Consider the following 21,667-nt stretch of genomic DNA (forward strand, 5'->3'; position numbering starts at 1 on the left):
CGAAGTCTATCACCGTTTTTGCTATCTTTGTTTGCTCTCCGACAAACTGCTAGTGGGGTAATTTCCACATAGCGCGGCGCATCCGATGAAACTGGCAATTCCGAACCCAGCGGGGCTACACCCCCAGGTGCATCCAGTTCGGTCAGTTCGCCTTCTTCAGGCTCCGGCTCCGGGTTCACCCCGGTGATACCCGGCGCGGTGATGCGACCTGCCGGTTGTGGCGTAGGCGGTGGTTCACCTTCTGCGCTTACCCCCAACGGAACCAGCAATAATGCCAATACGATAAGAATCCATACACGTTTGTGCCACTTCGTCTTCATCTCGGCCTCCAAATCAACTATCACTCCCTGAGATCGAGAATGTCCCCTGGCGCCCCCGTTTTTTTGCCGTCATCAAATGGCCCCTGGGTACTGTTCCCTTTTACGATTATTGTATATATTTTTGCAATTTAATCAAGCGCATATCGCAATATTTATATTATTTTTATGCTTTTCATATTACACTCGGCGATCTTATATGGAGGATTGTACGCCGGTATTGGGTATTTTTCAAAGAGCGGCTACAATAGAGAAGGTTTTCCATGCAGGAGAACAATGGTGCCGTGGCTCAAATCACCGTTCTCTTAGTTCCTTGAAACGCTTATTGAGATTAATATATGATGTCCTACCTCGAACAAACTCCCTGTTTTAGCGAAATTGAAGCAGCAAAATTTACCCAAGACATTTTTGGCGTTTCCGGTTCAGTAACGCCGTTGGCGGGCGAGCGTGATCAGAATTTTCGCGTCCACTCGAATGCGGGAAAAGACTACGTGCTAAAAATCGCCAATGCCAGCGAAGAAGCTTCGTTTTTAGAAGCGCAAGCCCAGGCTATGCAACATCTGGCTGAAAATGGGGTAGCTTCTCCGCAAGTGGTCACAACGAAAACTGGAGCATTAATCGCTACAGTGGATACTCCCTCGCGAGTCAGCCACTTGGTGCGCCTGGTGACCTATTTGCCGGGCACTCCCTATGGTTCAATACGACGGCACTCTCCTGATCTTTTTAGCCATCTGGGGGAATATCTAGGGCGCCTGGATCGAATCTTGACAAGTTTCGAGCATCCGGCGACACAGCGCGATTTCCACTGGGATTTGGCGAAGGCTCCCGCGGTTGTGACCCAGTACAAATCGTTGATAGCCGACGAGGAGATGCGTATACAAATCGAGAAGTTGGCTGCCGATTTTAATACGCATACCGCCCCATTATTGTCTGGGTTGCGCCAGAGCGTAATCCATAATGACGCGAATGACTATAACGTCATTGTGAGCGTTGACACTCTCTCTCTCAACCAACAAATGGTTGGCGTGATTGATTTTGGCGATATGCTCTACAGCTATACTGTCGCCGAACTGGCAATTGCAATTGCCTATGCCATTCTGAACAAGCCCGATCCACTGGAAACGGCGGCTTTATTGGTTAGGGGCTATCATCAGGAAAACCCACTCAACCCAAATGAAATTGAGGCCCTGTTTGGCCTGGTAAGTATGCGCTTGTGCACCAGTGTGTGCATAGCCGCCTACCAAATCAGGCAACGCCCCGATGACGAATATTTGCTCATCAGCCAGGAAGCAATTCGCAACACCCTGCCCCAATGGGCGCAGATTCACCCCCGTTTTGCTGGCGCTGTTTTTCGTCACGCCTGCGGTCTGACACCTGTACCTCAGACCCAAAAAATAATCGCCTGGTTGCAAAATAATGCGCATCAAATCGCGCCTGTTTTGGATGTTGATCTAAAGGTCAGCAATACATGCACCCCGCTTGACCTGGGTATCGGCAGCCCCCTCATCGAAGCAGACCCAACCTCGATCGCGGAAGCCAGCCTCACTTCCCGTCTGTTCGGCCAAATGAAGGAATCCGGAGCTGAGATTGGTTTGGGATTATATGACGAAGCGCGGCTGCTCCATCATCATCCAGCGTTCGATACTGGCCTAAAAATTACTGATGAGCGCCGTACAATCCATATCGGCCTTGATCTCTTTGCCCCGGCTGGCACGGCAGTCTACGCCCCGCTCAGGGGCAGCCTGTACGCGTTTGCCGATAATGCCACCCCCTATGATTACGGGCCGGTGATCGTGCTGGAACATCATACCGACGATGGCACGCCCTTTTTTACGCTCTACGGGCACCTCAGTCGGGAATCGTTGGACGGGTTGCGCGTCGGGCAAATCTTTGAAGCGGGGCAAAAAATATGTGCGCTAGGCACACCCGAAGTCAATGGCGGCTGGACACCCCACCTGCACTTGCAGCTCATCACCGATCTGCTCGAACTGGGAAGCGATTTTCCAGGCGTGTGTCAGGCCAGTCAGCGCCCAATCTGGTTGTCTTTTTCGCCCGATCCAAACTTGATTCTGGGCATCCCTGCGGAAAATTTCCCTGAGCAGCGGCTTGATAAACCCAGCACGCTGGCCCTACGCCGCAAAATCATTGGGAAAAATCTGAGCATTGGCTATCAGGAACCACTCAAAATCGAACGCGGCTGGATGCAATATTTATTCGATGAAACTGGACGGCGCTATGTAGATGCTTATAATAATGTGCCACATGTGGGGCATTGTCATCCACGCGTGGTGGCTGCCGGGCGGCGGCAAATGGGCATATTGAATACCAATACGCGCTATTTGCACGATTATCTGCTGCAATACGCCGAGCGCATCACCGCCACTTTACCAGATGCACTCAGCGTATGTTTTTTCGTCAATTCGGGCAGCGAAGCCAATGAACTGGCCTTGCGTTTAGCGCGCGCATATACCAGTCAGCGCGATATGATCGTCATGGAAAGCGCCTATCACGGACATACCACCTCGCTAATCGACATCAGTCCCTACAAGCACGCTGGCCCAGGCGGAGATGGTGCGCCACCCTGGGTGCATACGATCCCCATTCCCGATACCTATCGCGGGGAATACAAAGCTGACGACCCCCAGGCTGCACAAAAATATGCTCAGCATGTTTCGGATGTCATCGAAAGTTTGGCACAAGGCGGTCGCTCGCCAGCCGGTTTTATCGCTGAGACCTGTCCCAGCGTGGCGGGTCAAATTTTTTTGCCAGCGGGGTATCTCTCCCAAGCCTATGAGTACGTGCGCCAGGCCGGCGGAGTGTGTATCACCGATGAAGTGCAAACCGGCTTTGGTCGCACGGGCACACATTTCTACGCCTTTCAGGCCCATAATATCATCCCCGATATGGTTGTACTCGGTAAACCGATTGGCAACGGCCACCCCATTGCGGTAGTGGTTACTCGTCCCGAAATTGCCGCCGCCTTCGATAACGGCATGGAGTTTTTTAGTACTTTCGGCGGCAATACAGTTTCATGCGCCATCGGTATGGCCGTGTTAGATGTGGTTCTGGATGAGAATTTACAGGCCCATGCACTGGACGTAGGCAATTATCTTTTGGATGGCTTGCGCCAATTTAAGAACGAATACCCCCTGGTGGGCGACGTACGGGGCTCCGGGCTGTTCCTGGGCGTGGAGTTGGCTCGTAATCCCGAGAGTCTCGAACCCGCCAGACAGGAAGCTGCCTTTATTGTCAATCGTATGCGCCAGTTGGGTGTGCTGCTGGGCATCGATGGGCCTTTTCATAATATAATTAAGATCAGACCACCGATGCCTTTCTCTAAATCGGATGCCGATCTATTATTGACCGGGCTAGAAGAAATCTTGTGGCAAGATTTCGATGTAAATATTGCACCAAGTAGCTGATGTCGAGTACGATCGGATACTTCAACCAATATCACCGGGAGGGTCACATGCACCCGCAACTAGAAAATATCAAAACACGTGCTTCGCAGCGGTTCTTTACCATTGGCGAAGAAATTGCCCACAGCATTACGCACGGAATTGGCGCAGGCATGAGCATTGTCGGGCTGGTCATCCTGGTGGTGTTGGCCGCAAAATATGGCGATGTCTACCAGATCGTCAGTTTTAGTATCTACGGCGCTACGCTGATTATCCTCTATCTGGCTTCGACTTTGTATCACGGTTTTCAACACCCGCGTATCAAACAAATACTGCAAGTGATTGACCATGCTGCGATTTTCCTGTTGATCGCAGGCACCTACACCCCCTTCTTGCTGGTTGGCGTCCGGGGCACTTGGGGTTGGACATTATTAGTGATAGTTTGGGGATTGGCTTTGCTGGGGGTTAGCTTCCGGGCGATCTTCGTCAACCGCTATGAAAAACTGGCTGTTCTGGCCTATGTTCTGATGGGCTGGTTAGGTGTCGTAGCTTTCAAGGAAATGATCGCGAGTATCCCGCTTGGCGGCATCATCTGGATCGCCATCGGGGGCGTGGTCTATACGATTGGTGTAATTTTCTATGCCCTTCGAAAGATTCCCTATATGCACACGATCTGGCATCTCTTCGTATTAGGCGGCAGTATTTGTCATTATCTGGGTGTGCTTTTTTATCTGGCGCCATCCCAATAGGAGCGTCATCCGCTGCTATAAGCTGCAACCAAAATGCAGTGTTTTTCCATCGACAAAATCAATAAAACACCCCTGCTGTTGCCAACACAGCAGGGGTGTTTTATATCAAAAAATCATTTAAAAACTACTCGCCTTTATTCGTCTTTATTTTGAAGGGCAGGTAGAGCGGGCAAAAGCTTACAAAGCTGGTCAGAAGGAAAACAACACCCAAAACCAACAAGATAATGCCCAATGTCCCGGCAACGGTGCCGCTAAAATACAGATAGCCGAAAATCAAAGCCACCACTACACGGATAATACGATCTGTCGAACCCATATTTTTATTAAATTTCATGCTATTTCTCCTATGCGATAAACGAATGAATAAAGTATTCTCAAACGATTAGATGCTTCATCGGATGAAAAGTTACAGTGTAAAACACTGATAAGCGTTCTACGTTACGCAACTTAGCACCAATTTTTGCGCTTAAGAAACAGAATTCCCAGAAAACCCAAACCGACAAGCCCGGATGAGGCAGGACACAGGCTGCGCACACCGCCCGCGGGTGGTTCTGTTTCTGCAGGAGGCGCAGCCGCTTCCTCGACAACCGAAGAAGTGGATTCTGTTTCCTCGGGAGTTTGATTGGCCTCAAAGATTTCAAGATTATCTACCCAAACTGTGCCAGAATTCGGGACATCGGAATAGGTACTGAAGCCAATCGCAAAACCATTGATCTCAGCTGGATTAATCGCCTGGCCAGCGTTTTCCTCCCAATCGACGCGCACGATTTGATCCCAGGTGAGTTCAACATGCACCCAGCCATCAACGCTTTCGGGGACGGTTTCAATCACATAGTGGTAGGTTGCACGCGCTTCGGGGTTTCCACCATAAGCATCGAGGTTGAAGAGCAAGGCTGCTTCGCTGGCGCGATAATCAAAGGCAATCCCAGACGAATTGCCAAAGCCTGGGGCGCTGTCATACATCAGGGCACAGGTGCCCCAGCTATCGGGTTCAATATGGAAATTAATGCGCAACGAGGCCGAACCAGCCTGAGCCAGACTGCTATCTATGCCGCAAGATAACGTAGTGATGGGCGTGGCGTCATCCCAAAAGGCCTGCCAGCCCTCGGTTCCGGGCGGCGGACCCGATTCGAAATCGTCAACCAGCGCGCCGACGCCGAAAACCCAGCCGGGGTCGCTGAGGGGCACGCCCTGCTCCGAGTTGGCCTCCCCTGCCTCGGGCTGAGTCTGAGCTTCCTGTTCGGGCGCAGGCGCAGTCGGGGCGTTGGCGATCCAGCGGTTGTAGAAAATATTCAACATGGGCACAAATTCATCGGTTGCTTTCTGACTGCCGCTGGCATTGGGATGTTCATCGCCGTCCGAATCATAGTAGAGAATACCGCTGCCATAATCCACAGCGTGTTCAACCGCACCACTGAAAAAACGGTGATGGTTATCGCGGTGTGTGAGAGTGTTGTGTAGATCCCACACCGCGACGTTATTGAGGGGGTATTCGTTGAGCCAGTCTTCAACCAGCCAGCGGCTGAACTCGCGGGCGTTGATGGCGTTGGACGAATCGAGCAACGGCGGCGGGGTGATGGCGATGAAGAGTTTATCGGGGCGGGTGATGAAATAATCCAGCAGTTGAATATAAACATATTTGGCATGTCCAACGGTAAACCACTCACCCTCCGCGGGGGTATCGTTGGGCGAGCCGCTGAGATCAGAGTTGGGGAAACACGATTTAAAGAGAATGATCTGATTCTCCCCGCCGGGATCGGCGAAAAGCCGCGTATAATCAGAATTCTGACCGCTCTCAGCATGGACAGCCTGCAAATAACGGCTGCTCTCCGGGCCGAGAAACCAATCGTACCAGTTGTGATAATCGGTGGCGTCGCCGATGGAATCGGAACCCCAACCGTAGTTGGTATCACTGACAAAATAGTTGTTTTCAGCCAGGGTACGCCCCAGATTGCCGTATCCATCTGTGAGCCAGTTTTCGCCCACCGAGTGGTGGATAAAAATCAGTTTGACAGGTTCGGGCGGCGGATTAGGGTTTTCGCTCTGTGCAAAGGCCGAGGAAACAAAGAGCACCCCTGCGAGAAAGGCGATCAAAACGATGACGGGGTTGGGTTTCATAGCAATCCTCCTATTTGATGCAACGGTTCAGCGAATTTATAATGCTAAGTTGCAAATTCCATTATAGCTGAACTTGTTCCCAAATATGACGTTTATGCTAAAATACAATCCGGATAATTACACTCATAATTCCAATACTTAGAGGCCCCATGCTCCAATCCGACCGAATTATTCGCTCAACCTGCCCCTATTGCGGCGTTGGCTGCCAGGTAGATTTACACATCAAGGACGATCATATTTTTCGCGTGGAAGCGCCTTTCGAGGCCGCGCCCAACTTCGGGCGGCTGTGCGCCAAAGGCCGCTTTGGCATGGATTACACCACGCACCCCTCCCGACTTACCCAGCCGCTCATCCGTAAAAATATTGGCGAGAAGCCGCGCAAGCCGATCGGGATCGAGGGTTTTCGCCCTGCCACCTGGGATGAAGCGCTTGATCTGGCCACCGAAAAACTGGCCGGAATCGTTCAGGCGCATGGCAACGACGCGGTGGGTACATTCTGTTCCGCTAAAGCCACCAACGAAGACAATTATCTATTTCAGAAATTTGTGCGCGGCGTGCTGGGCACCAACAACGTCGATCACTGCGCCCGCCTGTGCCATGCTGCTTCGGTGGCCGGACTTTCGATTGCACTCGGCACTTCGGCTATGTCGAACTCGATTGCCGAAATGAAAGACCTGGATGTCTTCATTGTCACCGGCTCGAACACCAGCGAAACACACCCGGTCATCAGTACATTTTTGCGTCAGGCTGTGGTGCAAGGCGGAGCCAAATTAATAGTCATTGATCCGCGCGGCATCGAAATGACCCAATTCGCCCATCTGTGGCTGCGCCAGAAGCCGGGCACCGATGTGGCCGTTTTCCAGGCCATGGCGCATGTCATCGTGGAAGAAAATCTGTATGAAAAATTATTCATCGAGGAGCGCACAGAGGGATTTGAGATATACATTGAAACGCTGAGAGATTACACTCCCGAATGGGCCGAAAATGTCTCTGGTGTTCCCGCAGATCTCATCCGCCAAGCCGCCCGCACTTATGCCGAGGCCGAAGCCGCGGCTATTTATTGGGGTATGGGCATCTCGCAGAGTGTTCACGGCACCGATAATACCCTCTCGCTGGCAAACCTGGCGCTACTCACTGGGCATATTGGACGCCCAGGAACGGGCCTCAACCCCCTGCGCGGTCAAAATAACGTGCAAGGTTGTTCGGATTCAGGCGGCTTGCCCAACGTGTATCCCGGCTATCAAGCTGTGGATGACCCCGAGGTGCGCGCCAAGTTCGAGAAAGATTGGGGCGTGGCGCTCAACCACGAGGTGGGTCTGACAACAATGGAGATGGTCGATGCCGCCGAGAGCGGTGCGATTCGCGGCTACTACGTGATGGGCGAGAACCCAATGATGTCCGAACCCGATTTACGCCACGCGCGCCACGTAATAGCACAGCTCGATTTTGTACTCGTGCAAGATATTTTCCTCAACGAAACCGGCGAGTACGCCGACATCATTTTGCCTGCAGCCAGCTTCGCCGAAAAAGACGGCACCTTTACCAACAGCGACCGACGCGTGCAACGCATCCGAACAGCTTTACCTATCCCCGGCGAAGCGCGCCCCGACTGGGAGATCATTGCCGATCTTGCCCAGCGCGTGGAAACTAAGCTCGGACGCGAACGCAGCGCCGGGTTCACATTTGAACATCCGAGCGAAATCTGGGATGAGATGGCGCGCCTGACGCCGCCTTTCCAGGGTATTGGCTACACGCGGCTAGCACGCGAGGGCGGCGTGCATTGGCCCTGTCCCAGCCCCGATCATCCGGGCACACCCTATTTATTCGCGGATACTTTCCCGCGCGGCAAGGGTCAATTTGCCCCCATCCAATTCCGCCCATCCGAAGAACTGCCAGACGCCCAGTATCCGTTCATTCTCTCTACGGGGCGGGTACTCTATCATTGGCATGGCGGCACGATGACGCGCCGCTCACAACTCGATCATATTTACCCGGAAGCGACGGTTGAAATCCACCCCGAGGATGCGCAAAGGCTCGGGGTCGAGGAACACGCGCGGGTACGCGTCCGCTCCCGCCGCGGCCAGATTGAAGTTAAGGCGCTGGTCAGCGAGCGTTCCCCGCGGGGTACGGTCTTCATCCCCTTCCACTTTGCTGAGGCCGCGGCCAATGAACTCACCCTCGACGCTCGCGATCCTTATGCAAAAATCCCGGATTATAAAGTCAGCGCAGTGACCATCGAAACGATTACGTAAACACGTGAGCGCGCAAAACATGTCAGGAAATAGTCCGAAAAAAGGGTATGGGGGTGTGGAACACCCCCCATACCCTTTTTTCGGAAATCCTTCTGACAACATTTGCGCGCTCACCGAAGCAAAACCGGGCTAGACAAATCCGAAGGCATCATGTAAAATACGCCTTCGTCAAAAATCGGTGTAGCTATTTTGGTAATAGCACATTCGTTGAAAGTTTCGGAGGTTCGACTTGGCAAACATCAAATCTGCTATCAAGCGCAACAAACAAAACGAGAAGCGTCGTCTTCACAACCGCGTCTATCGCGGTGGCGCGCGCAAGCAAGTTCGCAATGCCCGTCTCGCTATTGAAAGTGGCAATTACGAAGCCGCCCGCGCCGCCACACTGGAAGCCGTAAGCGCCCTCGACAAGGCTGCACAAAAAGGCATTATTCACCAAAATAACGCCTCGCGCCGCAAGGGCCGCTTGATGAAGCAACTGGCAACGCTCGAGAAATAAAACGCATTCGCTAGTCAACTAAAGTTGCATTTTAGCGGGAGCTTTGAAAGCTCCCGCTTTTTGCGTTCATGTTACAAGTGGGTGGTATAATCTGCCGTTGTCAAAAAAACGGCTTGCCATAAAATCTTTTACACAATACACTGAAGAGCACAGGCGACATGAAGACACAAAGTTATCAAACAGGTAACGCGAATTCCCAAAAAATCTTGGAGTCTTTGTGCCTTCGTGGTGAATCCATAACCAGGTGATTGAATGTTTGAAACCGAACAAAATGCGATTGCTACACAGATTCAACAATATTGCACAGAAAACGACATTCCTGCCCCCCCAGAATTCCAATGGAAACCGATCCCGTTTAACGGAGGCTGGGGCATTTCAATGTCCTTCTTTCAAACTGCGGCGCAGGAAGCACGCAGCGGCAAAAAAATTATCGTGCCACAACGCGCCCAGGAAATTGCCCTAAGCGTAGCCAATCAATTAGGCACACCGCAAAGTTTTGAACGCGTCGAAGCCATCAACGGATACCTGAATTTATACTATTCGGCTGGGGATGTCAGCCGCCGTGTGGTCGATAGCGTCCTTGAAACGGGGGCCAATTTTGGACGCGGGGCGAAAAAGAATGAACGCGTGATGGTCGAATATGCCCAGCCCAACACCCATCACTCTTTTCACATCGGGCATTACCGCAACGCCGTTTTAGGCGAAGTCCTCGCCCGCATGGTCGAATTCGCCGGATACGATACTATCCGTGCTTCGTACCCCGGCGATATTGGTCTGGGCGTGATTACCGTTGTATGGGCGTATGATAAATTCTACAAAGGGCAGGAGCCACAAGATCTTCATGCGCGCGGCCAGTGGTTGCTAAATTTGTACGTGGAAGCCACCAACCTGCTGACTCCCAAAGAAGATGAGACTCCTGAAGAGACGGCGCGGCGCGAGGCCTACGAAGCGGAACGGCGAGACCTGTATCGCAGGTGGGACGCGGGCGATGAGTATGTCCGCAACCTGTGGCTGGAAACGCGCGAATGGAGCCTGGAAGAATTACGCGACATTCTACACCTGATGGATATTGATATCGATGTTTGGTTCTACGAAAGCGAAGTAGACGAACCCTCCAAAGCAATCGTGGAAGAATTGGTCGAAAAAGGCATCGCCGACGATGAGCGCCCCCAGGATGGAGCGGTGATTGTCAAGATTGACGAAAAACTGGGTCTGAAGAAAGAAAAATACCGCACCAATGTGATCTTACGCAACGATGGCACCAGCCTATATCTAACTAAAGATTTGGCGTTGGCCAAAGACAAATTTGAAAAATATCACGTTGACCGCTCACTCTACGTCGTAGATGTGCGCCAGAGCCTGCACTTTCAGCAGGCTTTCAAGATTCTCGAATTGTGGGGCTACGAACAGGCAAAAAAATGCTATCACCTGGGTTACGGATTCGTGAGCCTGCCGGAGGGCGCCATGTCGGCGCGGCGCGGGCGCGTGGTACTCTTTAAAGATGTCGCCGATGAAGCCACCCGCCGCGTACTGGAAGAAAGCCGTAAAAAGAACCCCGATATGCCCGAAGAACAACGCCAGAAAGTAGCCCAGAAAATTGGCCTGGGGGCGCTGGCCTATGCCATGCTTTCGGTAGACAATAATAAAGACATCGTTTTCGACATCGACGAAGCGCTCAGTTTCGAGGGCCATACCGGGCCATATATCCAGAACGCGCATGTGCGCGCCAGCAGTATTTTGCGCAGGGCCGGCGCAGTCCCGGAACAAGCCAGTTTCGATTATCCAATGGAAGCACACGAAATTGAACTCATCGAGACCATCTCGCGCTTCCCGAAAGTTGTACAGCAAGCCGCACAGGAATACCGACCACTGGTGTTGGCAACCTACGCCTACGATCTGGCGGCGGCATTTCACAGCTTTTACCATGTTGTGCCCGTTCTCAAGGCTGACGACCAAGCAACACGCCAGGCGCGCATTCGCCTGATCGCGGCGGCAAAACAGACTATTGCCAACGCATTACGTTTATTAAGTATTCAAGCCCCTGAAATGATGTAACAAAACCGAAGATGTGTACAAATAGGTAAACGTAGATAAAACAAAATACTCAGCGTTTACCCCTGTGCATCTGCGGTTTTACAGTCGAATTTGTTCAACAGGTCTGGAAGTCCGAATTCGACCCCATAAAAAATTAGACCACGCAGGCCTACTGAATTGTTTAAGGAGCTTCAGTAATGTCCACAAAAATCCTGATCATGGGCGCCGCGGGGCGCGATTTTCACAACTTCAACGTATACTTTCGGGATAACTCCGATTACGAAGTTGTTGCCTTCACCGCCACCCAGATTCCCAATATTGAGGGACGCCAGTATCCAACCGAATTGGCCGGTTCCTTATATCCACAGGGAATTCCGATTTACCCCGAAAGCGATTTGGTCTCACTCATTCGGGAAAATAAAATCGAACAGGTCGTCTTCGCTTATAGCGATGTGCCGCATGATTATGTGATGCACAAAGCCTCTGAAGTGCTGGCGGCTGGTGCCGATTTTCGCCTGATGGGCGCGGAAGGGACGCAAGTAAAATCGACCAAACCGGTTGTTTCGGTATGTGCTGTACGCACAGGCAGCGGCAAAAGCCAGACCACGCGACGGGTTGCACAAATTTTGCAAAACATGGGCTTTAAAGTAGCCGCTATCCGCCACCCGATGCCCTATGGCGATCTGGTAAAGCAAAAAGTACAGCGGTATGCCGAGCTTAGCGATCTCGACAAACACGAATGCACCATCGAAGAACGCGAGGAGTATGAACCCCATATCGTCAGCGGGATCATCATTTATGCCGGTGTAGATTACGAAGCCATTCTGCGCGAGGCTGAAAAAGAAGCCGATATTATCCTTTGGGATGGCGGCAATAACGATCTCTCCTTCTACAAAGCCGATTTATCCATCGTCGTCGCCGATCCTCACCGGCCCGGGCACGAGCGCAGCTATCACCCCGGTGAGACCACGGCCCGTTCGGCAGATGTCTTCATCATCAACAAAGTCGATACCGCCGATCATGCAGCCATACTCACTGTACATGAAAATTTGCGGGAACTTCAACCCAATGCCGTCATCATCGAGGCAGCTTCTCCGTTGTTTGTGGATGATCCCGCCGCAATTCGCGGCAAGCGCGTGCTGGTTGTTGAAGATGGCCCCACACTGACCCACGGCGAGATGGCCTATGGCGCGGGCTGGGTTGCCGCCCGTCGCTTTGGCGCCGCCGAAATCGTGGATCCGCGCCCCTATGCAGTCGGCACGATCAAGACCACTTACGAAAAATACCCCACTACCGGGGATGTGCTCCCCGCAATGGGCTACGGAGACGCTCAAATGAAAGAACTGGAGCAAACTATCAACAATATTGATGTTGATCTGGTCATCATCGGCACGCCCATTGACCTGGGGAAATTGCTAACCATTAACAAACCTACCCAGCGCGTACGCTACGAACTGCAAGAAATCGGCCAGCCTACGCTGGAAGATTTGTTAACAGCGAAATTCAAATAAATTCGGTTTTTCACCGCGCTCAAAATCATGTTGACCAACCCCAAAAAGGATGAGAACTATGAAAAAAAACATAGCATGGCTGATTGTTATCGTTTTTATTGGGCTGATCTCGCTAAATTTAACCGTAGCGCAAGCCTCCAGCCCGGCTGATTACCCCCTCATGCAAGCTGCGACTCCTACTCCAGAAGACCCCACCATCGGGTCAACCCGTATCTCCGAAACAGATCAAATGGCACAGGTTTATGTACCTTCCGGAGATTTTATTATGGGTTCCACGGATATCGAAGCCAAACAAACCATTGAGGACGGGCGCGCCTACCCCGAAATTCCTCAACACACCGTGTATGTGGATGGTTTCTGGATTGATAAATATGAGGTCACAACCAGTCAATATGCCATGTGTGTTGAAGATGGCGTCTGTGATCCACCCTTTACAAATAAATCCTTCACCCGCCAGGAGTACTACGGCAACCCCGAATACGCCGATTATCCGGTTATCTGGGTGAAGTGGGAAATGGCGCGCACTTACTGCGAATGGGCTAGCCGCAGACTGCCAACCGAAGCTGAAGCTGAAAAAGCAGCCCGCGGCACGGATGGTCAAAAATTTCCCTGGGGTGATGACCCTTACAGCGGCGAATATGCCAATATGTGCGATGTAAACTGCCCAAAAAGCTGGGCCAACCCCAACTGGGACGACGGCTATGCTGATACCGCTCCCGTGGGCAGTTATCCTGCAGGCGCCAGCCCCTATGGCGCCATGGATATGGTTGGCAACGTTTGGGAGTGGAACGGTTCGATCATCCAGCCATATCCCTATGACGCCAATGACGGCCGTGAAAACCCGGAAAACTCAGAGATACTTCAAATTGAGCGCAGTTGGCGCAGCGGCGCGTGGAATGATGGCTACTGGTGGATGCGTGCCTCTGTGCGCTACCGTTCTGTTCCTAATTACTGGTACTATAACCTGGGTATCCGCTGCGCTTCTTCAGAATAGCAAAGTACAAGAAAATAGGGCTGTAGGCGTTCAACGCGCTATAGCCCTATTTTCTTTGGTAATAACCACTTATGCCCTCTCTCACCTGGCCCAGCAAAACCCCACCAATCCCCATCCATGCCAACCTGCACACGGATAGTATCCTCTATCCCCAGGGAGTGGGCTACCCGCACGCCACAGCCAACAATCAACTCATCTTTGGGGATAATCTGGCCGCGATGTCAGCGCTGCTACCAGATTTTGAGGGGCGCATTGACTTGATCTACGCCGACCCGCCATTTTTTACCAATCGGCGCTTTACGGCACGAGTTGGCCGCGGCGAAGATTCGCGGCGTCCCGAAGAATGGCAACTTAGCGAAGGCTATACGGATCACTGGGCGGATATTGATACCTATCTTGATATGCTTTACCCGCGCCTGGCGCTGATGCACCGTCTGCTGGCCCCTACCGGCACACTTTACTTGCATCTCGACTGGCACGCCAATCACTACGCCCGCCTGCTGCTGGATGAAATTTTCGGCGCAGAGCGTTTGCTTAACGAAATTATCTGGACCTACCACGGCCCCTCGCCCATCAAAAGTGCGTTTAATCGCAAGCACGATACGATCTTGTCGTACACGAAGAGCAATAAGTACATCTTCAATGCCGATGATGTGCGCGAACCCTATAACCCCAACACGGTCAAAACTTTTAAATCCTCGTCAAAAGCCGGTTTTGGCAAAGTGCCTGATCTGGAACGCGGCAAAGTGCCCGAAGATTGGTGGTATTTCCCCGTGGTGGCACGCTTGCATAACGAGCGCACCGGCTACCCGACGCAAAAACCCGAAGCCTTGCTAGAACGGATAATTCTGGCCTCGTCAAACCCGGGCGAAATTGTGGCAGATTTTTTCTGTGGATCAGGAACCACACCGCTGGTAGCAGCGCGTTTGGGACGGCATTTCGTTGCCAGTGATGCCCAATGGCAGGCTATTCAGACCACCCGCAATCGGCTGACAGCCCTCCCCGGAGCAGTGACTGCTCTCAAGCGGGAATCTCGTTCGCACATCCCTGTGGGGGAAGCCAAACTCGAAGGGCTGGTGTCCCTCCAGAGCGAGTCCGAACAGCCTGTTTTTTCGTTGAGCGAATCAATCTGCGATGATATTGATTATTGGGAAATTGACCCCCATTGGGATGGCGATATTTTTCACAGCGCGGCACAAGCTGTACGCCCCTTCCGCAAAGGAAAAATCCCCACAAAATTAAGATTGCCGAAAATCGAGGGGGAAATCAGTGTTCGAATTACAAGAATTAATGGGAAATCGGAAATAGTACCGATTAAGAATCAAACATCTAACCGATAGCCAACACCGCGCAAGGTTTTAAGAAATTTCGGCTTACGGGGGTCGGCCTCAATAGCTTTTCGCAGCCAACTGATATGCACATCCAGCGTGCGGGTGTCGTCGATGAAATTTGTATCCCAGACTTGTTTAAAAAGTTCTTCTCGCTTGACGACTTCCCCCGCTCGACGCATAAGCACTTCCAAAATCGCGGACAGCCGCGGTGTCAGGTGAGATTTGCGATCCTGGCAACGCACATGATGCAGTTCCAAATCGAGTGCAATCTGACCGACTTTTAAATGATTGGCGCTTTGGGTTGGGGAGAGAGATTTGACACGATTATGCAATTTTCGCACCGTAAAAGGTAACGGCAAAATAATGTTAGCGCAGTGATTATCACTATGGCTGTCGGCCCCAGCTTCAGCAATCAGGATAATGGGCATTTTGGGTACGCGCTCATGCACAGATTGGCAGATGCGCACACCCGTCGTTCGCATGGAAGGCGCGTTGATAATCGCTACTTTAAATTTCTCGCCATCTAACACAGCCAGCGCAGCTTTGCCGGTGAATACGTTCGTCACCGAATACCCTTTCTTTTGCAACTGGGCAACAAAAAGCTGCGTCCCGGCATGTTTACCTTCAATACAAAGTATCTTCGCAGTCATTAGGAATCACTTTTTCCCTTAAAATTTTCAGCCCCCGGCTTTTTATTTCTCCTAGGCTAGATTGATTATACACATAACCTTAAAAAATCGCAAATGGGACGAGGGTACTGCTAACAAATTTGTAACATGAAGCCCGAATGGCCTATAATAGGCCGAAGATAAATAACAGGAGAAAACTATGCTCATTCACTCTGCTTCGCAAGTACTCACCCTGATCGGCCCGCCCCAGCGGGGTCACGCGCTTGGCGCGTTGGGTATCATCGAAGATGGTGCTGTATTGCTCGAAGGGGAAACCATCATTGCGGTTGGCCCCAGTCGAGAAATGCGTGCCATTTACGCCGATGAAGAGCAAATCAATGCCCGGGGGCGCGTGGTGATGCCCGGCCTGGTCGATCCACATACGCACGCCGTTTGGGCGGGCGACCGCTCCGCTGAGTTTGAGATGCGCATCCAAGGCAAGAGTTATATGGAAATTATGAACGCGGGCGGTGGAATTGTCTCGACGGTACGCCAAACGCAGGCTGCCTCGCTGGAGGAACTCAAGACGCAGACTCGCTCGCGGTTGATCGGCATGTTCGAACAGGGAACTACCACCGCGGAGGTCAAGAGCGGCTACGGCCTGAATACCGAGACCGAACTAAAAATGCTGCAAGCCATCCTCGAATTGAATACCGAAGGTCCATTGGAATTGGTGCCAACGTTCCTCGGAGCGCACGCCATCCCCCCAGAGTACAAAGATAACGCTGACGGCTACACTGATCTCGTCTGCAATGAAATGCTGCCCGCGCTTAAAGATTGGTGGCAAAATCAACCTTCAACTCTCAACCTTCAACCTTTTGTAGATGTGTTTTGCGAAACCGGCGCCTTCACCCTGGCGCAATCCCGCCGCATTTTGGCAACGGCCCGCGAGTTGGGCTTCCCGCTCAAGATTCACGCCGACGAGTTCGACAACCTCAATGGAGCTTCGCTGGCGGCGGAGTTAGGCGCGGCCTCTGCTGACCATCTCGTAGTTACATCGCTTGAGGATATGGCTTCTCTTGGCAATAGTGATACCGTTGCCGTCTCGCTGCCTTGCACACCCTTTGGACTGGCCGAGGGGCATTATACGTCCGCCAAAGATTTTCTGGATGCGAATTGCATTTTGGCAATCGCCACAGATATGAATCCCGGCACAGCCTGGTGTGAGAGTATGCAGTTTGCCATCGCGTTAGCCTGCCGTTACTTACGCCTGACGCCTGCTCAGGCAATTGCCGCAGCCACAATCAACGCTGCGGCGGCAATTGGCAAGGATGATAAAATCGGTTCACTGGAACCTGGCAAACAGGCCGATGTGCTAATCTTGAATGCGCCCGACTACCGTCACCTGGGCTACCGCTTTGGGAGCAACCTGGCGCATACTATCATCAAAAAAGGTCATATCTATCCGATTGGAGACTAATTCATGGATAATCTATTTTCATTGCTCCTGCTCTTGATCGTAGTCGGCATCGTTTGGGGCATTATTAAAGCCATTTTTAAGTTGACGATGAAGGTCTTTTCTTGCGGCTTATTCTTCATCCTTGTCATTGGCGCAATCGTTTACGTGCTCACAAACGCCTAACGCGTACGTTTTAAAATTTCCTTATGCCAAGCATCGAAACAGCCCGTTCCTGGTACCCTCAAAATGATCCCGTCCACGGTTTCGACCATATCCTGCGCGTCTATCGCATGGTCGAACGATTGGCCGAAGTTGAAGGCGCGGATCTTGAGATTGTGCGCGCCGCAGCCCTGTTGCACGATGTAGATGGCAGTCAGCAGCCTGTCCCGAGAGAGAACGAAGGATCAGCGGTCAGCGACCAGCGGAAAATGCATCAACATTCCGCAGCCAATTTTGCCCGCCAAATTTTGCAATCCGAAAGCTGGCCTGAAGCGCGCATCCAGGCTGTGGAACACTGCATTCGCGCCCACCGTTTCCGTGATGAGCGTGAGCAGCCCCAAACCATTGAAGCACAAGTACTCTTCGATGCCGACAAACTCGATGCTATCGGAGCCATTGGCGCGGTGCGTGCCATTGGCTATGCTGTACTGGCCGAGCAACCGCTGCACGCCGAGCCTTCGCAGCATTTTTTGGAAACCGGCCAAAAAGAACCCGGCGAACCGCATACGCCTTACCACGAACACATTTTCAAACTCAGCAAACTCAAGGAGCGCATGTTCACAAACAGCGGACGCGCTCTGGCTGAAAAACGACATAATTTTTTAGAATCCTTTTTCGAGCAATGGCAGGCTGAACTAACAGCACAACGATAAAAGCTCAACGCAAAGCTGCAGAGACGCTAAGTTTTTTATTTTTTGCGTCTCCCTTTCTTTGCGTCTTTGCGTTAGAAATTTCAAAAATTATGAAACTTACCGGACGCACAATCTTCAAAGGCAACGCTGAGGGAGAAGCCCTGGTCACTACAATGGGGATTTCGTTTTTCGGCGGCGTAGACCCCGATACCGGAATCATCGTCGAGCGCGGCCACCAACTCGAAGGTCAGTCCGTAGCCGGGAAAGTATTAGTATTCCCCACGGGCAAAGGCTCCACCGTCGGGTCGTATACCCTCTACCGGCTGAAACACAACGGCCTGGCTCCGGCGGCCATCATCAACGCTGAATGTGAAACCATCACTGCCGTGGGCTGCATCATCGCCGAAATACCCTGTGTGGATCAGATCAACATCGAGCAAATCCAGTCTGGGAACAAGGTTCAGATTTCAGATAACAGTGTGGAACTATGAGCGATATTGATACCCAACGCAAAGTCCTAAACAAAGCCCAAACCCAACTGCGCGAATTAATGACCGACAAAGAGCGCCCGGAACAAGCCATCGAGCCGTTCCTGAACCACCATGCCATGCTACACGCGGCAAAAATGGCCGATGCTGGCTTATGGTCATTTGAAGACGCTATTTTGGACGATATGGATGAAGCCCGCATTCGGCGCATTCCTTCAGGGAGTGAAAATTCAATCGCATGGTGTTTTTGGCATATCGCCCGCATCGAAGATGTTGCTATGAATCGGCTCATTGCCGATCAACCGCAAATTTTTCTGCAAGGCAATTGGCAAAAGCGGATGCAAATATCCTTTGTCGATACCGGCAACGCAATGAGCGCCGAAGAAATGGTTCAACTCAGCGAAGAAATTAATATTGCAGCCCTGCGCGTCTACCGGGTTGCTGTCGGACGCCAAACTCGCCAAATTGTGACGGCAATAACCCCGACAGATTTCACCAAGAAAGTAGATTTGCAACGTTTGGAGCAAATTCGGGCAGATGACGCTATTCGAGAAGGAGCCGAAGGCATCCTCGAATATTGGCGCAAACGCACCATCGCCGGGCTACTGTTGATGCCCGCCAGCCGACATATACTCGTCCACTTGAACGAGGCGCTGAATCTAAAAAGGAAGCGATGACACTTCCCATCAATACCATCCTGCACGGCGACTGTGTTGAAGTGTTGAACTCGCTACCCGCCCAATCGGTTGATCTGATCTTCGCCGACCCACCCTATAACCTGCAACTGCAAAACGAGTTGCATCGCCCCAATATGAGCAAAGTCGATGCGGTTAACGATCAATGGGATCAATTCGACTCGTTTGCAGCCTATGATGATTTCACCCACAACTGGCTCACAGCTTGCAAGCGCGTTCTCAAACCAACCGGCACAATTTGGGTCATCGGTTCGTATCACAATATATTCCGCGTGGGGGCGATCATGCAAAATCTGGGCTTCTGGATTCTGAACGATGTCATCTGGATTAAAACCAACCCGATGCCCAACTTCCGCGGCGTGCGCTTCACCAACGCCCACGAAACGCTCATCTGGGCCAGCACAGGACAAGGCGCACGCTACACCTTCAATCACCAGGCCATGAAGGGGCTTAACGATGAAAAGCAAATGCGCTCCGACTGGTGGCTGCTGCCCCTGGCAACCGGCGCGGAACGACTCAGGGATGAAGATGGCAACAAAGCCCATTCCACGCAGAAGCCCGCTGCGCTGCTCTACCGCGTGATCCTGGCCGCCAGCCAGCCCGGCGATGTGGTTCTCGATCCTTTCTTCGGCAGCGGCACCACCGGAGCGGTCGCTAAACGTCTGCATCGCAATTGGATCGGCATCGAGCGCGAAGAAAAATATATTCACATCGCGCAGCAACGCATTGCGGCCATTGAGCCGGAACCCTTCGATAAGCACACCTTCGATGTGCGCAGCAAAAAGAAGATTGCACCGCGGGTAGCTTTTGCCAAACTGCTCGAAAACGGCTATTTCCAACCGGGGCAGCAACTCTATTTTCAGGCCGATTCTGCCCGCAGCGCCACAATCAAGCCCGATGCCCGCCTGCGCGCTGCCGACGGCTTCGAAGGCACTCTGCACCAAACCGCCCGCCACTATGCTGGGGATGCCCCCTGCAACGGCTGGGAACACTGGTTTTACAAACAAGGGGATGAATTCTACAAAATTGACAAGCTGCGTGAAAAATATCGGGGAATGGTAAAATAACCCCCATGTCCGTAGGAACCGCACGCACGATCATGCTCAAAGTCGATGACGACCTGTGCCACGCCTGCCGCAAATGCTTGGCCGGTGAAGCCTGCCGCGGCAGCGCTTTCCGGCGTTTCGACCGCGAAGATGCACCCTTCATCGACTCAAGTCGCTGCTGGGGCTGTTTAGACTGTATCGCCGAGTGCCCCTTCGATGCGGTAGTGCGCCACGAACATATATGAGAACATTTGATAAATGGCTAATAGGGGGGATTGGCTGTGGATTGGCGGGGTTGTGCCTTCTAACAGTGACAACCCTACTCCTTTTGCGCGTGCCCATCGGACGAGAAGCGCATCCTACCCCCGAAGATCAGATAACCAAGATCGCGCCAACCCCGCGGGAGACAGTCCAATCCCTGGAGCTTGAAGCCACTCCCATGCTTCAGCCGACCCTCACCGTATCTGGCCCGCTGAACATCCCCCCCGGCGAGCAGAAAGGGCAGATCGTCTTCGTCTGCTATGTGGGCGGATTCGACCAAATCTGCCTGATGAACGCCGATGGCAGCGGACGCGTGCAACTCACGGATGTTGAAGCGACAAATTTCTATCCTTCGCTCTCCCCCGATGGGCAAACGATTGTTTTTTCTTCCCGGCGCACGGGCAATTTTGAAATCTACGCCATGCGATTGGATGGCAGCGGTTTAGAACAATTAACCGAGGGGATCGGCAGCCTGTATGCGCCCGAAATCTCCCCTGATAGGCAGACGATTGTGTTCACGAATGCCAGTGGCAATCAATCGCTGTGGCTGATGAATCGCAATGGCAGCCACCCACGCCCCCTGACAGACGCGCCTACCGATGAAATTGACCCCACCTGGTCGCCGGATGGCAGGTTAATTGCTTTTGCAGCTTCAACCACTGGCGACCGGCAGCTTTATGTGATGAATGCCGATGGCAGTAATCTGCGCCAGATTACTGCTCTCGAAAAAATGGGCGGGCGTAGCAGTTTTTCGCCCGATGGGCAGTGGCTGGCTTTTTACGCCGGGCCACGCGGCGAACACAATATTTTTATCATTGGCCTAGACGGCAACAATTTGCGCCAACTGACCCACGGCGGCGACAATTTGGGGCCAAGCTGGTCGCCCGATGGCGAGTGGATCGCGTTCACATCATTTCGCGATGGCAATAACGAGATTTATGCCATTCGCCCGGACGGCAGCGAAATGGTACGCCTGACGAATAGTTGGATTTCAGATTGGCAGCCGCGTTGGGGGAAATGATCCAAGCGCAGGTTGATTTTGGTATATAATCAATATAG

General features: G+C 52.3%; 21 protein-coding genes. 16 read left to right on the forward strand and 5 right to left on the reverse strand.

Annotated features, from left to right (window positions below):
• Positions 1-320: hypothetical protein (locus HN413_05400; GenBank protein MBT3389829.1), on the reverse strand; the 320-nt coding region annotated here is incomplete at its 3' end.
• Positions 321-655: 335 nt separating this feature from the next.
• On the opposite strand from HN413_05400, the gene HN413_05405 reads away from it, so the two are divergent.
• Entirely contained in the window at positions 656-3,739 is a 3,084-nt protein-coding gene (locus HN413_05405; protein MBT3389830.1) for an aminotransferase class III-fold pyridoxal phosphate-dependent enzyme, read from the forward strand.
• A gap of 47 nt (positions 3,740-3,786) precedes the next feature.
• Positions 3,787-4,464 (forward strand): hemolysin III family protein, encoded by a 678-nt coding sequence (locus tag HN413_05410; GenBank protein MBT3389831.1) that lies wholly within the window; start codon positions 3,787-3,789, stop codon positions 4,462-4,464.
• A gap of 124 nt (positions 4,465-4,588) precedes the next feature.
• Here the strand turns inward: HN413_05410 and HN413_05415 are convergent, their stop codons facing one another.
• Both HN413_05415 and HN413_05420 read right to left on the reverse strand, forming a co-directional pair.
• Positions 4,589-4,780 (reverse strand): DUF2892 domain-containing protein, encoded by a 192-nt coding sequence (locus HN413_05415; protein MBT3389832.1) that lies wholly within the window; start codon positions 4,778-4,780, stop codon positions 4,589-4,591.
• Positions 4,781-4,911: 131 nt separating this feature from the next.
• A complete protein-coding gene (locus tag HN413_05420) occupies positions 4,912-6,582 on the reverse strand; it encodes a hypothetical protein (protein MBT3389833.1) in 1,671 nt (556 codons plus the stop codon).
• A gap of 149 nt (positions 6,583-6,731) precedes the next feature.
• On the opposite strand from HN413_05420, the gene fdhF reads away from it, so the two are divergent.
• The 6 genes from fdhF (at position 6,732) to HN413_05450 (ending at position 15,209) form a co-directional block, all read left to right on the forward strand.
• Positions 6,732-8,834, forward strand: a complete 2,103-nt coding sequence (gene fdhF / locus HN413_05425; protein ID MBT3389834.1) for a formate dehydrogenase subunit alpha — start codon at positions 6,732-6,734, stop codon at positions 8,832-8,834.
• 229 nt (positions 8,835-9,063) lie between these two features.
• The gene (locus tag HN413_05430; protein MBT3389835.1) at positions 9,064-9,330 is read left to right on the forward strand and encodes a 30S ribosomal protein S20; all 267 of its coding nucleotides are present in this window, start codon (positions 9,064-9,066) and stop codon (positions 9,328-9,330) included.
• Between the two features lie 252 nt (positions 9,331-9,582).
• Complete coding sequence (argS, locus tag HN413_05435) at positions 9,583-11,385, forward strand: arginine--tRNA ligase (protein MBT3389836.1); 1,803 nt, start codon at positions 9,583-9,585, stop codon at positions 11,383-11,385.
• Between the two features lie 176 nt (positions 11,386-11,561).
• Positions 11,562-12,875, forward strand: a complete 1,314-nt coding sequence (locus HN413_05440) for a GTPase (GenBank protein ID MBT3389837.1) — start codon at positions 11,562-11,564, stop codon at positions 12,873-12,875.
• A gap of 58 nt (positions 12,876-12,933) precedes the next feature.
• Positions 12,934-13,869, forward strand: a complete 936-nt coding sequence (locus HN413_05445) for a formylglycine-generating enzyme family protein (GenBank protein ID MBT3389838.1) — start codon at positions 12,934-12,936, stop codon at positions 13,867-13,869.
• Between the two features lie 71 nt (positions 13,870-13,940).
• Complete coding sequence (locus tag HN413_05450; GenBank protein MBT3389839.1) at positions 13,941-15,209, forward strand: site-specific DNA-methyltransferase; 1,269 nt, start codon at positions 13,941-13,943, stop codon at positions 15,207-15,209.
• Here HN413_05450 and HN413_05455 read toward each other — a convergent pair.
• On the reverse strand, positions 15,191-15,850 hold the full coding sequence (locus HN413_05455) for a response regulator transcription factor (GenBank protein ID MBT3389840.1): 660 nt from the start codon (positions 15,848-15,850) through the stop codon (positions 15,191-15,193). The genes HN413_05450 and HN413_05455 overlap by 19 nt on opposite strands.
• Positions 15,851-16,028: 178 nt before the next feature.
• On the opposite strand from HN413_05455, the gene HN413_05460 reads away from it, so the two are divergent.
• The 6 genes from HN413_05460 (at position 16,029) to HN413_05485 (ending at position 20,368) form a co-directional block, all read left to right on the forward strand.
• Positions 16,029-17,288 carry an imidazolonepropionase gene (locus tag HN413_05460; GenBank protein MBT3389841.1) on the forward strand — a complete coding sequence of 420 codons (1,260 nt, stop codon included), beginning with the start codon at positions 16,029-16,031 and terminating at the stop codon, positions 17,286-17,288.
• A 3-nt stretch (positions 17,289-17,291) separates the two neighbouring features.
• Positions 17,292-17,450: a hypothetical protein gene (locus HN413_05465; GenBank protein ID MBT3389842.1), complete on the forward strand. Its 159-nt coding sequence runs from the start codon at positions 17,292-17,294 to the stop codon at positions 17,448-17,450.
• Between the two features lie 23 nt (positions 17,451-17,473).
• The gene (locus HN413_05470; GenBank protein MBT3389843.1) at positions 17,474-18,139 is read left to right on the forward strand and encodes an HD domain-containing protein; all 666 of its coding nucleotides are present in this window, start codon (positions 17,474-17,476) and stop codon (positions 18,137-18,139) included.
• Between the two features lie 89 nt (positions 18,140-18,228).
• Positions 18,229-18,609: a DUF126 domain-containing protein gene (locus tag HN413_05475; protein MBT3389844.1), complete on the forward strand. Its 381-nt coding sequence runs from the start codon at positions 18,229-18,231 to the stop codon at positions 18,607-18,609.
• A complete protein-coding gene (locus HN413_05480; GenBank protein ID MBT3389845.1) occupies positions 18,606-19,283 on the forward strand; it encodes a DinB family protein in 678 nt (225 codons plus the stop codon). The genes HN413_05475 and HN413_05480 overlap by 4 nt, the downstream gene beginning before the upstream one ends.
• Entirely contained in the window at positions 19,280-20,368 is a 1,089-nt protein-coding gene (locus tag HN413_05485) for a site-specific DNA-methyltransferase (GenBank protein ID MBT3389846.1), read from the forward strand. The genes HN413_05480 and HN413_05485 overlap by 4 nt, the downstream gene beginning before the upstream one ends.
• Here the strand turns inward: HN413_05485 and HN413_05490 are convergent.
• Positions 20,320-20,430 carry a hypothetical protein gene (locus tag HN413_05490; GenBank protein ID MBT3389847.1) on the reverse strand — a complete coding sequence of 37 codons (111 nt, stop codon included), beginning with the start codon at positions 20,428-20,430 and terminating at the stop codon, positions 20,320-20,322. The genes HN413_05485 and HN413_05490 overlap by 49 nt on opposite strands.
• On the opposite strand from HN413_05490, the gene HN413_05495 reads away from it, so the two are divergent.
• Both HN413_05495 and HN413_05500 read left to right on the forward strand, forming a co-directional pair.
• Positions 20,401-20,592: a 4Fe-4S binding protein gene (locus HN413_05495; GenBank protein MBT3389848.1), complete on the forward strand. Its 192-nt coding sequence runs from the start codon at positions 20,401-20,403 to the stop codon at positions 20,590-20,592. The genes HN413_05490 and HN413_05495 overlap by 30 nt on opposite strands.
• A gap of 65 nt (positions 20,593-20,657) precedes the next feature.
• Complete coding sequence (locus HN413_05500; protein ID MBT3389849.1) at positions 20,658-21,629, forward strand: DUF5050 domain-containing protein; 972 nt, start codon at positions 20,658-20,660, stop codon at positions 21,627-21,629.
• Positions 21,630-21,667: the final 38 nt, after the last annotated feature.

The organism is Chloroflexota bacterium (assembly GCA_018648225.1).
In the GTDB taxonomy this organism is placed as follows: Bacteria; Chloroflexota; Anaerolineae; order Anaerolineales; family UBA11858; genus NIOZ-UU35.